Annotated in this window: 13 protein-coding genes; all 13 read left to right on the top strand. The window is 60.6% G+C overall.

What is annotated here, in order from left to right:
• The first annotated feature begins 74 nt into the window (after window positions 1-74).
• Entirely contained in the window at window positions 75-830 is a 756-nt protein-coding gene (locus CS390_RS25610) for a methyl-accepting chemotaxis protein (RefSeq protein WP_371918257.1), read from the top strand.
• A 574-nt stretch (window positions 831-1404) separates the two neighbouring features.
• Window positions 1405-2832, top strand: coding sequence for an arginine-ornithine antiporter (gene arcD / locus CS390_RS05140; protein WP_065760160.1), 1428 nt, complete (start codon window positions 1405-1407; stop codon window positions 2830-2832).
• Window positions 2833-2864: 32 nt separating this feature from the next.
• Entirely contained in the window at window positions 2865-4121 is a 1257-nt protein-coding gene (gene arcA, locus CS390_RS05135) for an arginine deiminase (RefSeq protein ID WP_065760161.1), read from the top strand.
• Between the two features lie 69 nt (window positions 4122-4190).
• Window positions 4191-5201, top strand: a complete 1011-nt coding sequence (locus CS390_RS05130) for an ornithine carbamoyltransferase (RefSeq protein ID WP_065760162.1) — start codon at window positions 4191-4193, stop codon at window positions 5199-5201.
• A gap of 105 nt (window positions 5202-5306) precedes the next feature.
• Complete coding sequence (gene arcC, locus CS390_RS05125) at window positions 5307-6236, top strand: carbamate kinase (RefSeq protein WP_065760163.1); 930 nt, start codon at window positions 5307-5309, stop codon at window positions 6234-6236.
• Between the two features lie 52 nt (window positions 6237-6288).
• Window positions 6289-6648: a DUF5064 family protein gene (locus CS390_RS05120; protein WP_065760164.1), complete on the top strand. Its 360-nt coding sequence runs from the start codon at window positions 6289-6291 to the stop codon at window positions 6646-6648.
• Window positions 6649-6763: 115 nt separating this feature from the next.
• Complete coding sequence (locus CS390_RS05115) at window positions 6764-8272, top strand: sigma-54-dependent transcriptional regulator (RefSeq protein ID WP_099773651.1); 1509 nt, start codon at window positions 6764-6766, stop codon at window positions 8270-8272.
• Between the two features lie 275 nt (window positions 8273-8547).
• Window positions 8548-8931 carry a glycine cleavage system protein GcvH gene (gene gcvH, locus CS390_RS05110; protein WP_065760166.1) on the top strand — a complete coding sequence of 128 codons (384 nt, stop codon included), beginning with the start codon at window positions 8548-8550 and terminating at the stop codon, window positions 8929-8931.
• A 9-nt stretch (window positions 8932-8940) separates the two neighbouring features.
• Window positions 8941-11796, top strand: coding sequence for an aminomethyl-transferring glycine dehydrogenase (gcvP, locus tag CS390_RS05105; protein ID WP_065760167.1), 2856 nt, complete (start codon window positions 8941-8943; stop codon window positions 11794-11796).
• A 64-nt stretch (window positions 11797-11860) separates the two neighbouring features.
• A complete protein-coding gene (locus CS390_RS05100) occupies window positions 11861-13237 on the top strand; it encodes an L-serine ammonia-lyase (protein ID WP_099773650.1) in 1377 nt (458 codons plus the stop codon).
• 30 nt (window positions 13238-13267) lie between these two features.
• Entirely contained in the window at window positions 13268-14392 is a 1125-nt protein-coding gene (gcvT, locus tag CS390_RS05095) for a glycine cleavage system aminomethyltransferase GcvT (protein WP_099773649.1), read from the top strand.
• 347 nt (window positions 14393-14739) lie between these two features.
• Window positions 14740-14952, top strand: coding sequence for a cold-shock protein (locus CS390_RS05090; RefSeq protein WP_065760170.1), 213 nt, complete (start codon window positions 14740-14742; stop codon window positions 14950-14952).
• A 94-nt stretch (window positions 14953-15046) separates the two neighbouring features.
• Window positions 15047-15544 (top strand): RDD family protein, encoded by a 498-nt coding sequence (locus CS390_RS05085; protein ID WP_065760171.1) that lies wholly within the window; start codon window positions 15047-15049, stop codon window positions 15542-15544.
• Window position 15545: the final 1 nt, after the last annotated feature.

Genomic DNA, 15545 nt, shown 5'->3' with positions numbered 1-15545 from the left:
TCAAACAGAGCATCACTCAAGCACGCGCCACCGCCGACCAGTCCTCAGCCATCGCCCAACGTACCAGCGACGGCATGCAGGTGCAGTTCCGCGAAATCGACCAGGTGGCCACCGCCTCCAATGAAATGAGCGCCACCGCCCATGACGTCGCCAACAGTGCCGCAAGCGCTGCCAATGCCGCCCGTGGTGCCGATCAGTCCGCCAAGGACGGCAGTGCAATCATCGAGCGCAGCACCCGTGACATCGCCCTGCTGGCCGAGGATGTCAGCAAGGCGGTTGGCGAAGTCGAAACCCTGGCGGCCAACAGCGAACAGATCGGCTCTGTACTGGAAGTCATTCGCAGCATTGCCGAACAAACCAACCTGCTGGCCCTCAATGCCGCCATTGAGGCCGCACGTGCCGGTGAGAGTGGCCGAGGCTTCGCCGTGGTCGCCGATGAAGTGCGCAACCTGGCCAAGCGCACTCAGGAGTCCGTGGAAGAAATTCGCCAAGTAATCGAACGTCTCCAGAGCAATACCCGCAGCGTGGTCGCAACCATGCATGCAAGCCAAGGCAAGGCTCAGGAGAACGCCGGGCAGATTCATCAGGCCGTCGCAGCCCTTAACCGCATCAGCGAAGCGGTGACAGTCATCAGCGACATGAACCTTCAGATCGCCAGCGCTGCCGAACAGCAAAGCTCAGTGGCAGAAGAGGTCAACCGCAACGTCTCGGCAATTCGTGGTGTCACCGAAACCCTGACCGGCCAGGCGGCCGAGTCCGCGCAAGTCAGCAATCGACTCAACACCCTCTCCTCGCAACAGATGGCCTTGATCGAGCAGTTCAAGGTTTGACCCTCTAGCCCATGCTGGCGTGTGCAGTGCCGACCCCAGGTCGCATCTGCGCACGCCAGCAAAGCCCCGGCACCGGCAATACCTCCTCCCCGACATACAACCGATAGCGGTTGCCTTCCCCAGCGCCGAGCCTTCGGACATCCCGCCCTGTCCCGCATTTGTAACGTTGGCGATGCACCCTGAATTAACGGCATTTGTTCCGTGCGTGTTTATAGGTAATGACGCATTCAAACCAGAGCGCTAATAACTGGCGCATCTATACCAACGGCATTAAAACATTAGTTTTGAACAGCACTTGATCTCCATCAACTTAATAGGAATTTCTCCCGACAAAAATTTGCGAATCCCGAAAAAGGGGCTAGCGTCAAATCTCGAATCACCCTAGATAAAATGCTCTAAAAACCCATGAAAGCCCAGCCAGACGGGGGCTGCAGCACTTCAAAAACAGACAGGAATACACCGCCTAACTATTTGAACAACAATGGAATGTAGCCATGAACTGACCTGAATCAGTTCATCCAAAAGTCGCCAATTTTATGCTGGCCTCTCTCTTCTCCTGGAATGGAGTTATCCAATGTCTGACGCTCCTGGAAAACTAAAGCTCGGTGCGCTAGTCGCACTTGTGGTGGGTTCAATGATTGGCGGTGGTATCTTTTCACTGCCGCAAAACATGGCCGCCAGCGCTGATGTCGGTGCAATTCTGATCGGCTGGGCTATTACCGCAGTCGGCATGCTGACCCTGGCCTTCGTCTTCCAGACCCTGGCCAACCGCAAACCGGATCTGGACGGCGGGGTGTATGCCTATGCCAAGGCCGGCTTCGGCGACTACATGGGCTTCTCATCGGCCTGGGGTTACTGGATCAGCGCCTGGATAGGTAACGTCGGCTACTTCGTGCTGCTGTTCAGCACCCTGGGCTACTTCTTCCCGATCTTCGGCGAGGGCAACACGCCCGCCGCGATCGTCGGCTCGTCAATCCTGCTCTGGGCCGTACACTTCCTGGTGTTGCGCGGGATCAAGGAAGCGGCCTTCATCAACCTGATCACCACCGTCGCCAAGGTGGTGCCGCTGGTGCTGTTCGTCCTGATCACCCTCTTTGCCTTCAAACTGGACATTTTCACCGCTGACATCTGGGGCCGCATGAACCCGGACCTGGGCAGCGTGATGAACCAGGTGCGCAACATGATGCTGGTCACCGTCTGGGTGTTCATCGGTATCGAAGGCGCGAGCATCTTCTCGGCGCGGGCAGAAAAACGCTCGGACGTGGGCAAGGCCACGGTCCTCGGTTTCATTACCGTGCTGCTCTTCCTGGTGCTGGTCAACGTGCTGTCGCTGGGCATCATGACGCAGCCCGAACTGGCCAAGTTGCAAAACCCGTCGATGGCGGCGGTGCTTGAGCACGTGGTCGGTCACTGGGGCGCGGTGTTGATCAGTGTAGGCCTGGTCATCTCGCTGCTGGGCGCGCTGCTGTCCTGGGTGTTGCTGTGCGCCGAAATCATGTTCGCAGCGGCCAAGGACCACACCATGCCGGAATTCCTGCGCCGTGAGAACGCCAAGCAGGTACCGGCCAATGCCCTGTGGCTAACCAATGCCATGGTGCAGATTTTCCTGGTCATCACCCTGTTCTCTGCCAGCACCTACCTGAAGCTGATCTACCTCGCCACCTCGATGATCCTGGTGCCTTACCTGTGGTCGGCAGCCTATGCCGTGCTGCTGGCGGTACGCAATGAAACCTATGAGCAAGCCTTGGCCGAGCGCAAGAAGGATCTGTTCATCGGTGGGATTGCCTTGATCTACGCGATCTGGCTGCTGTACGCCGGCGGCGTCAAGTACCTGCTGCTCTCGGCGTTGCTCTATGCCCCCGGCGTGATTCTGTTCGCCAAGGCCAAGCGTGAAGTCGGCCAACCCATTTTTACCAACGTGGAGAAGTTGATTTTCGCCGCCGTGATCGTCGGCGCCCTGGTGGCAGCCTACGGCCTGTATGACGGCTTCCTGACTCTGTAACCCCCGTATTCGCAACTTGGAGGAAATAAGCCATGTCCACGGAAAAAGTTAAGTACGGCGTACATTCCGAAGCCGGCAAACTGCGCAAAGTGATGGTTTGCTCCCCCGGCCTGGCGCATCAGCGCCTGACGCCGAGCAACTGCGACGAGTTGCTGTTCGATGACGTCATCTGGGTCAACCAGGCCAAGCGTGATCACTTCGACTTCGTCACCAAGATGCGTGAGCGCGGTGTTGAAGTGCTGGAAATGCACAACCTGTTGACCGAAACCATTCAGAACCCCGAAGCCCTGAAGTGGATTCTCGACCGCAAGATCACCCCGGACACCGTCGGCGTCGGCCTGACCAATGAAGTGCGCGGCTGGCTGGAAAGCCTGGAGCCCCGCAAGCTGGCCGAATTCCTGATCGGCGGCGTGGCCGGTGAAGACCTGCCAGAAAGTGAAGGCGCCAGCGTCATCAAGATGTACCGCGACTACCTCGGCCACTCCAGCTTCCTGCTGCCACCGCTGCCCAATACCCAGTTCACCCGGGACACCACCTGCTGGATCTACGGCGGCGTGACACTGAACCCGATGTACTGGCCGGCCCGACGCCAGGAAACCTTGCTGACCACCGCCATCTACAAGTTCCACCCGGAGTTTATCAACGCCGACTTTGAAATCTGGTACGGCGACCCGGACAAGGACCATGGCCAGGCAACGCTGGAAGGCGGCGATGTGATGCCGATCGGCAACGGCGTGGTTCTGATCGGCATGGGTGAGCGTACGTCGCGCCAAGCCATCGGCCAACTCGCGCAATCGCTGTTCGCCAAGGGCGCCGCAGAGAAAATCGTGGTCGCCGGCCTGCCGAAATCCCGTGCGGCGATGCACCTGGACACTGTGTTCAGCTTCTGCGACCGCGACCTGGTCACGGTCTTCCCGGAAGTGGTCAAGGAAATCATCCCGTTCATCATCCGTCCAGACAGCAAGAACAGCTACGGCCTGGACGTACGACGGGAGAACAAATCCTTCCTTGATGTCGTAGCCGAATCCTTGAACCTGAAAGCACTGCGCGTTGTGGAAACCGGTGGCAACAGCTTCGCTGCCGAGCGCGAACAGTGGGACGACGGCAACAACGTGGTGGCCCTGGAGCCTGGTGTGGTCATTGGCTATGACCGTAACACCTACACCAACACCCTGCTGCGCAAGGCCGGTGTCGAAGTCATCACCATCAGCGCTGGCGAGCTGGGCCGTGGCCGTGGCGGCGGCCACTGCATGACCTGCCCAATCGTACGTGACCCGATCGATTACTAAACGACCATCACCCCGGCCACGCCTACCCGGCGTTGGCCGGGCCGATCACCGAATCCAAGGAGAATCATCATGGCGTTCAACATCCACAACCGTAACCTGCTGAGCCTGGAACACCACACCACACGCGAGTTGCGCTACCTGCTCGACCTGTCACGCGACCTGAAGCGCGCCAAGTACACCGGTACCGAACAGCAGCACCTCAAAGGCAACAACATTGCGCTGATCTTCGAGAAAACCTCGACCCGCACGCGCTGCGCCTTTGAAGTGGCCGCCTACGACCAGGGCGCCAACGTGACCTACATCGACCCCAACTCCTCGCAGATCGGCCACAAGGAAAGCATGAAGGACACCGCCCGCGTGCTCGGGCGCATGTACGATGCCATCGAGTACCGTGGCTTCAAGCAGGAGATCGTCGAAGAACTGGCCAAGTACGCCGGCGTACCGGTGTTCAACGGCCTGACCGACGAGTATCACCCGACCCAGATGATCGCCGACGTACTGACCATGCGTGAGAACAGCGATAAACCGCTGCACGACATCAGCTACGCCTACCTGGGCGATGCCCGCAACAACATGGGCAACTCGCTGCTGTTGATCGGCGCCAAACTGGGCATGGATGTGCGCATTGCCGCGCCCAAAGCCCTGTGGCCACATGATGACCTGGTGGCTCGCTGCAAGAAATTCGCCGAGGAAAGTGGTGCACGTATCACCCTCACCGAAGACCCGAAAGCGGCGGTCAAGGGCGTCGACTTTGTCCACACCGACGTCTGGGTGTCGATGGGTGAGCCCGTCGAAGCCTGGGGCGAACGCATCCAGCAACTGCTGCCGTATCAGGTCAACGCCGAACTGATGAAAGCCACTGGCAACCCGCGGACCAAGTTCATGCATTGCCTGCCGGCCTTCCACAACGCCGACACCAAGGTCGGCAAGCAGATCGCCGAGCAGTACCCGCACCTGGCAAACGGCATCGAAGTGACCGACGACGTCTTCGAGTCGCCAGCCTGTATTGCCTTTGAGCAAGCGGAAAACCGCATGCACACCATCAAGGCAATCCTGGTGTCGACCCTGGCAGACCTGTAGGCCCTCGGCCTTAAGCACGTGCGGGGGCAGCGCTGCCTGCCCCCGAACGTGACGGTTGCCAAACAGCCAACATGCTTCCTCCCCTTTCGCTAAAAGGACATCACCATGCGTATCGTTATTGCATTGGGCGGTAACGCTCTGCTGCGCCGTGGCGAACCAATGACTGCGGACAACCAGCGCACCAATATCCGGATTGCCACCGAACAGATCGCCAAGGTTCACCCCGGCAACCAGTTGGTCATCGCTCACGGTAATGGCCCGCAAGTGGGCCTGCTGTCGCTGCAGGCGGCGGCTTACACGTCGGTTTCCCCCTATCCGCTGGATGTGCTCGGTGCCGAAACCGAGGGCATGATCGGTTACATGATCGAACAGGAACTGGGCAATCTGCTGGATTTCGAAGTGCCCTTCGCCACCTTGCTTACCCAGGTCGAAGTTGATGCCAATGACCCGGCGTTCAAGCATCCGAGCAAACCGATCGGCCCGGTCTACAGCAAGGAAGACGCCGAGCGCCTGGCCAAGGAGAAAGGCTGGGCCATCGCCCCGGACGGCGACAAGTACCGGCGCGTGGTCGCCAGCCCAAAACCCAAGCGCATCTTTGAAATTCGCCCGATCAAATGGCTGTTGGAAAAGAGCAGCATCGTGATCTGTGCCGGTGGGGGCGGCATTCCAACGATGTACGATGCCAACGGCAAGCTCCAGGGTATCGAGGCGGTGATCGACAAGGACCTGTGCTCGGCACTGTTGGCCGAACAACTGGAAGCGGACCTGTTGGTGATCGCTACGGATGTGAGTGCGGCGTTCATCGACTACGGCAAGCCTACCCAGAAAGCCATCGCCCAGGCGCACCCGGACGAACTGGAAAAGCTCGGTTTTGCCGCCGGCTCTATGGGACCAAAGGTGCAGGCAGCTTGCGATTTTGCACGCAACACCGGCAAAGTGGCGGTCATCGGATCGTTGGCCGACATTGAAGACATCGTCAAAGGTACTGCAGGCACTCGCGTCAGCACGGCCACAGCAGGTATCCGCTACCTTTGACCCGTGTGACGGGCGTGCGCGCCCGTCAGTTCTAACCCCAAAGGAGCACACCATGGCCAAGTTTGAACCCGGTCATTTGCATTTCGAGCGCCATGCGCTGAACAAGGATGACTACAGCTACAACCTGTGTCTTGACTATGAAGTCACGCACGACCCCAAGGAAGGTAAAGGCATGCTCTTTACCCTTCACGGTACGATCGAGGGCAATAGCCTCAAGGAAGACTTCTTCCTGCCCAAGGATCAGGCTTTCGATTTTGCCCGCCATGCAACACGCATCGCTCAGCAATACGGCATGCCCAAAACCGCAGGCATCGGCTCAATGCACAGTTACTACGACCAGGTATTCGAAGACGTGCGCCGACAGCTCGACGTAAAACCCGGAGACCCGATCAAACCGGAACATCTCGCCTAGCCGTCAGGGCCTCATCGCCAGCGTGGTAACGGGCACACACCTGCCAGCGATTCGACCGTATCGCAGGCGCAAGGCATACTAGCCTCCCCCGGCAGTACAGACCCGTTAACGCCCCATGCGCATCCACGTCAGCTTCATCGACCGCGTCGGTATCACCCAGGAAGTCCTGGCCCTGCTCGGTGCCCGTCATCTGAACCTGGATGCCGTGGAGATGGTGCCCCCAAACGTCTACATCGATGCGCCGACCTTGAGCCCCGATGTACTCGAGGAGTTGCACGACGCCCTGCTCAATGTGCGCGGCGTGCAAACGGTGAAGGTCGTCGACATCCTCCCTGGCCAGCGTCGGCACTTGCAACTGGATGCACTGCTGGCGGCAATGAGCGACCCGGTGCTGGCCCTGGACAGTGCAGGTACTGTCCTGCTGGCAAATCCGGCGCTGATTGCGCTCTGCGGCCAGGAGCCGGCGGGGCGCTCGGTGGGGGAGTTTTTCGGCGACCCCGGCCTGCTTGATACCTTGCTCGAAAACGGTTTTCGCTTGCCCATGCGTGAAATGGTCCTCAACGGCCAGAGCCTGCTACTCGACGCCACCCCGATCACCAATGCCGGTGCCCTGCTGACCCTGTACCAACCCAACCGCATCGGTGAGCGCCTGTCGGCCCTGCATCACGACCACGCCGAGGGCTTCGATGCGCTGCTCGGTGACTCACCGCCGATCCGTACGCTCAAAGCCCGCGCACTGCGGGTCGCTACCCTCGACGCACCGCTGCTGATCCATGGAGAAACCGGTACCGGCAAAGAGCTGGTGGCCCGCGCCTGCCATGCCATCAGCAGCCGACACACTGCACCGTTCCTGGCCCTGAACTGTGCTGCCCTGCCGGAGAACCTTGCCGAGAGCGAACTGTTCGGCTATGCCCCCGGAGCCTTCACAGGTGCGCAGCGTGGCGGCAAACCGGGGCTGATGGAACTGGCCAACCAGGGCACGGTGTTTCTCGACGAGATCGGCGAAATGTCACCCTACCTGCAAGCCAAGCTGCTGCGGTTTCTCAACGATGGCAGCTTTCGCCGGGTGGGCGGCGACCGTGAGGTCAAGGTCAACGTGCGGATCCTCAGCGCCACCCACCGCAACCTGGAGAAAATGGTCGCCGAGGGTACCTTTCGCGAGGACCTGTTCTACCGCCTGAACGTGCTGAACCTGCAAGTACCGCCACTGCGCGAGCGCGGCCAGGACATCCTGTTGCTGGCCCGCTATTTCATGCAACAGGCCTGCACCCAGATCCAGCGTCCGCTCTGCCGTCTGGCCCCCGGAACGTATCCTGCCCTGCTCAGCAACCACTGGCCTGGCAACGTGCGGCAATTGCAAAACGTGATCTTCCGCGCCGCCGCGATCTGCGAAAGCAGCTTGGTGGACATCGGCGACCTAGACATCGCCGGCACGTCTGTGGCCCGCGAACAGGATGGCGAAGTGACCAGCCTGGAACAGGCCGTGGAAGACTTCGAACGCAGCCTGCTGGAAAAACTCTATGCCACCTACCCTTCGACCCGGCAGTTGGCCAACCGCCTGCAGACCTCTCACACGGCCATCGCCCATCGCCTGCGCAAGTACGGCATCCCCGGAAAGCACTGAAAGCGACATTCAGCGTACTGAAAACGCTACGGCGTAACGATTTCGATACAGCACGGTTTTTGCGCTACAACGCAAGGTTTTGATCCCTTTGAGCTTTTTTCTCGCACCCCGGCTGTAGCGATTTCGCTACAGCCGTGTCATCTCGCATTCATGAAAAATCATAAGTCATTGATTTAAAAGAGATTTATTGAATTGGCCACAAAATTGCTAAGGAGTTACCAGTCCTAGGCCTGGTTGCGTAACCGGCCCGTCACCGTGTCCCCCGAGGAATTCCCATGAGCGAGTTGCGTTTTACCGAAGATCACGAATGGCTGCGTGTCGAAGCTGACGGCAGCGTCACGGTTGGCATCACCGCGTTCGCCCAGAACGCGCTGGGCGATGTGGTCTATGTGCAACTGCCGGAACTGCAGCACTACGAAAAAGGCGCCGAAGCGTCTACCGTCGAGTCGGTCAAGGCCGCCAGTGGTGTCTACATGCCACTCGACGGCGAAGTCGTTGCCGTCAACGACGGCCTGGAAGACAGCCCTGAGCTGGTCAACGAAGACCCACTGGGCGCAGGCTGGTTCTTCCGCTTCATCCCGGCCGATGCCAGCGCCGTCGAGCAACTGCTCGACCAGGACGCCTACGACCGCCTGATCAAAGCCAGCGCCGAGGCCTGAGGAGCAGCCATGACTATCAACCTCGGCACTGCCAACGAATTCATCGCCCGGCACATCGGCCCACGCCAGAGCGACGAGCAGAGCATGCTTGCCACCCTGGGCTTTGATTCGCTGGACGCCATGAGCGCCAGCGTGATTCCCGACAGCATCAAGGGCACCAGCGTGCTCGATGCTGGCGCCGGCCAGAGCGAAGCAGACGCACTGGCAGCACTCAAGGCCATCGCCAGCAAGAACCAACTGTTCAAGACCTTTATTGGCCAGGGCTACTACAACTGCCATACCCCTGCGCCGATCCTGCGCAACCTGCTGGAAAACCCGGCCTGGTACACCGCCTACACCCCGTACCAACCCGAAATTTCCCAAGGCCGCCTGGAAGCCCTGCTGAACTTCCAGACCCTGATCAGCGACCTGACCGGCCTGCCGATTGCCAACGCCTCGTTGCTCGACGAAGCCACCGCTGCTGCCGAAGCCATGACCTTCTGCAAGCGCCTGAGCAAGAACAAAGGCAGCCATGCCTTCTTTGCCTCCGTGCATTGCCACCCACAAACCCTCGACGTACTGCGCACCCGCGCCGAACCGCTGGGTATCGACGTGGTGGTTGGCGACGAGCGCGAGCTGAGCGACGTCAGCGCGTTCTTCGGCGCCCTGCTGCAGTACCCGGCCAGCAACGGTGAGGTCTTCGACTATCGCGAGCTGACCGAACGCTTCCACGCCGCCAATGCCCTGGTCGCGGTTGCCGCTGACCTGCTGGCCCTGACCTTGCTGACGCCACCAGGCGAATTCGGTGCCGACGTGGCCATCGGCAGCGCCCAGCGCTTTGGTGTTCCGCTGGGCTTCGGCGGCCCGCACGCCGCCTACTTCTCCACCCGCGACGCCTTCAAGCGCGACATGCCAGGCCGCTTGGTCGGTGTGTCCATCGATCGCTTCGGCAAGACAGCACTGCGCCTGGCCATGCAAACCCGCGAGCAGCACATTCGCCGCGAGAAGGCCACCAGCAACATCTGCACTGCTCAGGTACTGCTGGCCAACATCGCCAGCATGTACGCGGTCTATCATGGCCCGCAAGGCCTGAAGCAGATCGCCGAGCGCACCCACCAGCTGACCGCCATCCTCGCTGCCGGCTTGCAGGCACTGGGCGTCACCGTCGAGCCACAGAGCTTCTTCGACACCCTCACCCTGGCCACCGGCAGCAACACCGCTGCGCTGCATGAGCGCGCCCGCGCCCAACAGCTGAACCTGCGCCAGATCGACGCCCAGCGCCTGGGCCTGTCGCTGGATGAAACCAGCCGTCAGGCCGATGTTGAAACACTCTGGGCGCTATTTGCCAACGGCCAGGCACTGCCAGACTTCGCCGCACTGGCAGCCCGCGTCGAATCGCGCCTGCCAACAGCACTGCTGCGCCAGTCAGCGATCCTCGAGCACCCGGTGTTCAACCGCTACCACAGCGAAACCGAGCTGATGCGTTACCTGCGCAAGCTGGCCGACAAGGACCTGGCGCTGGACCGCACCATGATTCCGCTGGGCTCCTGCACCATGAAGCTCAACGCTGCCAGCGAAATGATTCCGATCACCTGGGCAGAGTTCGGCAACCTGCACCCCTTTGCCCCGGCCGAACAAAGCCAGGGTTACCAGCAACTGACCGACGAGCTGGAGGCCATGCTCTGCGCCGCCACCGGTTACGACGCAGTATCGCTGCAGCCTAACGCCGGCTCTCAGGGCGAGTACGCTGGCCTGTTGGCCATTCGCGCCTACCACCAGAGCCGTGGCGACGATCGTCGTGACATCTGCCTGATCCCGTCGTCGGCCCACGGTACCAACCCAGCCACTGCGCACATGGCCGGTATGCGCGTGGTCGTCACTGCCTGTGACGCCCGCGGCAACGTCGATATCGACGACCTGCGCGCCAAGGCCATCGAGCACCGCGAACACCTCGCCGCGCTGATGATCACTTACCCGTCGACCCACGGCGTGTTCGAGGAAGCCATTGGCGAGATCTGCGCAATCATTCATGACAACGGCGGCCAGGTGTACATCGACGGCGCCAACATGAACGCGATGGTCGGCCTGTGCGCCCCTGGCAAGTTCGGTGGCGACGTGTCGCACCTGAACCTGCACAAGACCTTCTGCATCCCGCACGGCGGTGGCGGCCCGGGCGTTGGTCCGATTGGCGTCAAGGCCCACCTGGCACCGTTCCTGCCAGGCCACGGGCACATGGCGCGCAAGGAAGGCGCGGTCTGCGCCGCACCGTTCGGCAGCGCGAGCATTTTGCCAATCACCTGGATGTACATTCGCATGATGGGTGGTGCCGGCCTCAAACGCGCCTCGCAAATGGCGATCCTCAACGCCAACTACATCGCCCGTCGCCTGGAAGAGCACTATCCTGTGTTGTACACCGGCAGCAATGGCCTGGTTGCCCATGAATGCATCCTCGACCTGCGCCCACTCAAGGACAGCAGCGGTATCAGCGTTGACGATGTGGCCAAGCGCCTGATCGACTTCGGCTTCCACGCACCGACCATGTCCTTCCCGGTAGCCGGCACGTTGATGATCGAGCCTACCGAGAGTGAGTCCAAGGAAGAACTGGACCGCTTCTGCAACGCGATGATCTGCATCCGAGAAGAGATCCGCGCGGTAGAAAATGGCAGCCTGGACAAGGACGACAACCCGCTGAAGAACGCGCCACACACGGCGGCCGAACTGGTGGGTGAATGGGCACATGGCTACAGCCGCGAACAGGCGGTGTACCCACTGCCAACGCTGATCGAAGCCAAGTACTGGCCGCCGGTTGGCCGGGTCGACAACGTGTTCGGCGACCGTAACCTGGTCTGCGCTTGCCCGTCGATCGAGAGCTATCAGGACGCCTGATGCCTGAACGGCAGGAGCCGGCACAACCGGCTCCTGCAACCGTCCCACCCCTGAGGGCACGACCATGTCACTAAGCGTCTTCGACCTGTTCAAGATTGGCATCGGCCCCTCCAGTTCCCACACCGTCGGCCCGATGCGTGCCGCTGCGCGCTTCGCCGAAGGGTTACGCCGCGATCACCTGCTGGGCGCCACCGCCAGCGTCAAAGTCGAACTGCACGGCTCGCTCGGCGCCACCGGCAAGGGCCACGGCAGCGACAAGGCGGTTTTGCTCGGCCTGGAAGGCGAGCATCCCGACAACGTCGATACCGAAACCATTCCTGCTCGCCTGCAGGCCATCCGCAGCAGCGGACAGCTGAAACTGCTGGGTGAACACAGCATCGCGTTCATTGAAAAGCAGCACCTGGCGATGATTCGCAAACCGCTGCCTTACCATCCCAACGGCATGATCTTTCGCGCCTTCGACGCTGCCGGGTTGCAAATTCGCAGCCGCGAGTACTACTCGGTCGGTGGCGGCTTTGTCGTGGACGACGATGCAGCCGGGGCCGACCGCATAGTCGAGGACCGCACGGTGCTGCCATTGCCGTTCAAGACTGCCAAGGAACTGCTCAGCCATTGCACCACACAGAACCTCTCGATCAGCCAGGTCATGCTGGCCAACGAGGCCGCCTGGCGCCCGGAAAGCGAAACCCGCAGCGGCCTGCTGCGAATCTGGCAGGTGATGCAGGACTGCGTGGCCGCTGGCTGTCGCAATGAAGGCATCCTGCCGGGGGGGCTCAAGGTCAAGCGCCGGGCCGCCGCGCTGTACCGGCAACTGTGTCAGCACCCGGAAGCGAACCTGCGTGATGCGCTCTCGGTGCTCGACTGGGTCAACCTCTATGCATTGGCGGTCAACGAGGAAAACGCCTTTGGCGGACGCGTGGTTACCGCACCGACCAACGGTGCCGCCGGCATCGTTCCGGCAGTGCTGCACTACTACATGCGCTTTATCCCGGGTGCCAACGAAGACGGCGTTGTGCGGTTTCTGCTCACCGCCGCAGCCATTGGCATTCTCTACAAGGAAAACGCGTCGATCTCCGGCGCCGAAGTCGGCTGCCAGGGCGAGGTCGGTGTGGCCTGCTCGATGGCCGCCGGTGCCCTCTGCGAAGTGATGGGCGGCAGTGTGCAGCAAGTCGAGAACGCCGCCGAGATCGGCATGGAACACAACCTCGGCCTGACCTGTGACCCCATCGGCGGGCTGGTTCAGGTGCCGTGCATCGAACGCAATGCCATGGGCTCGGTCAAGGCGATCAATGCGGTACGCATGGCCTTGCGTGGCGACGGGCAGCATTTCGTCTCGCTCGACAAAGTTATCCGTACCATGCGCCAGACCGGCGCCGACATGAAAAGCAAATACAAGGAGACCGCCCGCGGCGGTCTGGCCGTCAACATCATCGAATGCTGACACCCCTTCTCAAGTCCCAAGGAGTCATCAATGTCCACCGAAACACTGCACACCACCCCACTGCATGCCCTGCACCTGGAACTGGGCGCACGCATGGTGCCCTTCGCTGGCTACGACATGCCCGTGCAGTACCCAATGGGGGTGATGAAAGAGCACCTGCACAGCCGTGAACAGGCCGGGTTGTTCGATGTCTCGCACATGGGCCAGATCCGCCTGACGGGCAGTGAAGCCGCCAAGGCACTGGAAAGCCTTGTGCCGGTGGACATCATCGACTTGCCGGTAGGCATGCAGCGCTACGCCTTGTTCACCAACGAACAGGGCGGTATCCTCGACGACCTGATGGTCGCCAACCTGGGCAACGACACCTTGTTCCTGGTGGTCAATGCGGCCTGCAAGGAGCAGGACTTGGCGCACCTGCGCCAGCACATCGGCAACCAGTGCGAAATCCAGCCCCTGTTTGAGGAACGCGCCCTGCTGGCCCTGCAGGGCCCGGCGGCAGTCAAGGTACTCGAGCGTCTGGCTCCCGAAGTCGCGGGCATGACCTTCATGCAGTTCACCAGCGTGCAGTTGCTGGGTGTGGACTGCTACGTCAGCCGATCCGGCTATACCGGTGAAGACGGCTTTGAAATTTCCGTACCGGCGGCCAATGCCGACGCCCTGGCACGTCGCCTGCTGGCTGAGCCGGAAGTGGCGCCGATCGGCCTGGGTGCGCGCGACTCACTGCGCCTGGAAGCCGGCCTGTGCCTGTATGGCCACGACATGAACGCGCAAACCACCCCCATCGAGGCCAGCCTGCTCTGGGCCATCTCCAAAGTACGCCGTGCCGATGGCGCGCGTGCGGGCGGCTTCCCGGGTGCCGAGCGGATCTTCGCTCAGCAGCAAGACGGTGTTGCACGCAAGCGGGTCGGCCTGCTGCCCCAAGAGCGCACACCTGTCCGCGAGGACGCCGAGATTGTCGATGAAGCCGGCAGCGTCATTGGCCGTGTCTGCAGCGGTGGGTTCGGCCCGAGCCTGAGCGCCCCTGTAGCCATGGGCTACCTGGACACTGCCCATGCCGCTCTGGATACCCCTGTGTGGGCCATCGTGCGTGGCAAACGCGTAGCGATGAAAGTCAGCAAGATGCCTTTTGTTGCCCAACGCTACTACCGCGGCTGATACCCGCCCAGAAGCGTGACGAAACGCGTTCGAGATTTTCGTAACCGAACGCGTTTCACAACATCTGAACACAGCCGAAAAACCGCTTGGAATGCACCAGAAAAAATCGCCCAAGCAGCGGCTAAAAAGGTCAAAATCCGGCGCTTTTCAGGGCTTGTTTTTGTCTTCAAAGTTAGCGTATTGTCTGTTCACTGTGTTTGCATGGGTCGCTATGGTTCGTGACCTGGGCAGTAGCTCTGAGATTTGCTACAACCCGTTCGACGTCTCTTACTTTCCTGCAACCCAGCCCAGTACTCTTTCATTTGAAAGAAGCTGTTACTAATTCTAAGTTCCAAAGGAAATAAGCTATGTCGACTCGTCAGAGCGGTACCGTCAAGTGGTTTAACGACGAAAAAGGTTTTGGTTTCATCACTCCAGAAAGCGGTCCGGATCTGTTCGTACACTTCCGCGCTATTCAGGGCAACGGCTTCAAGAGCCTGAAAGAAGGCCAGAAAGTTACCTTCATCGCCGTGCAGGGCCAAAAAGGCATGCAGGCTGACGAAGTTATCGCGGAAAATTGATTTCCCGATAAAAAGCCCCTGCTGGCAACAGCAGGGGCTTTTTTGTGCCTGTTATTCCGTAGAATGGGCGTTTTGCGCAAGGAGGGCTTCTTGTATGCCCAAGCACCTGTTGAAGCCTCAGGGCGATTTCCCAGCCGTCGGCCTGGGACGTCGCCTTGCGGCAATGTTCTACGATTTCCTGCTGTGTACAGCGCTGCTAATGGTCACCACCCTGGTCTACAAGATGATCATGATGGCCTTCATTGGCGAGGCGCGGATGCGCGAACTGACCGATGCTGGCGCCCTGGACACCGACCCGCTGCTGTCGACCATTCTGGTGTTCATGCTGTTTGGCTTCTTCGCCAAATTCTGGACCCACGGTGGACAGACCTTGGGGATGCAGGTCTGGGGGATTCGCGTACAAAACGCAGATGGCAGCGCCATCGGCCTGTGGCAGGCACTGTTACGCTTTGTTGTCTCCATCGCCTCCTGGCTGTGCCTGGGCCTGGGTTTCTTCTGGGTATTGATCGACAAACAAAAGCGCAGCTGGCATGACATGTATTCCGACAGTCAGCTGGTGCGCATCCCCAAGAAGGGCAAGGAAAAGGCCTGAG

This window comes from Pseudomonas sp. HLS-6 (assembly GCF_002753995.1).
GTDB lineage: Bacteria > Pseudomonadota > Gammaproteobacteria > Pseudomonadales > Pseudomonadaceae > Aquipseudomonas > Aquipseudomonas defluvii.
The sequence above is the reverse complement of the archived record's forward strand: the minus strand, read 5'-3'. Positions and strand labels throughout refer to the sequence as shown.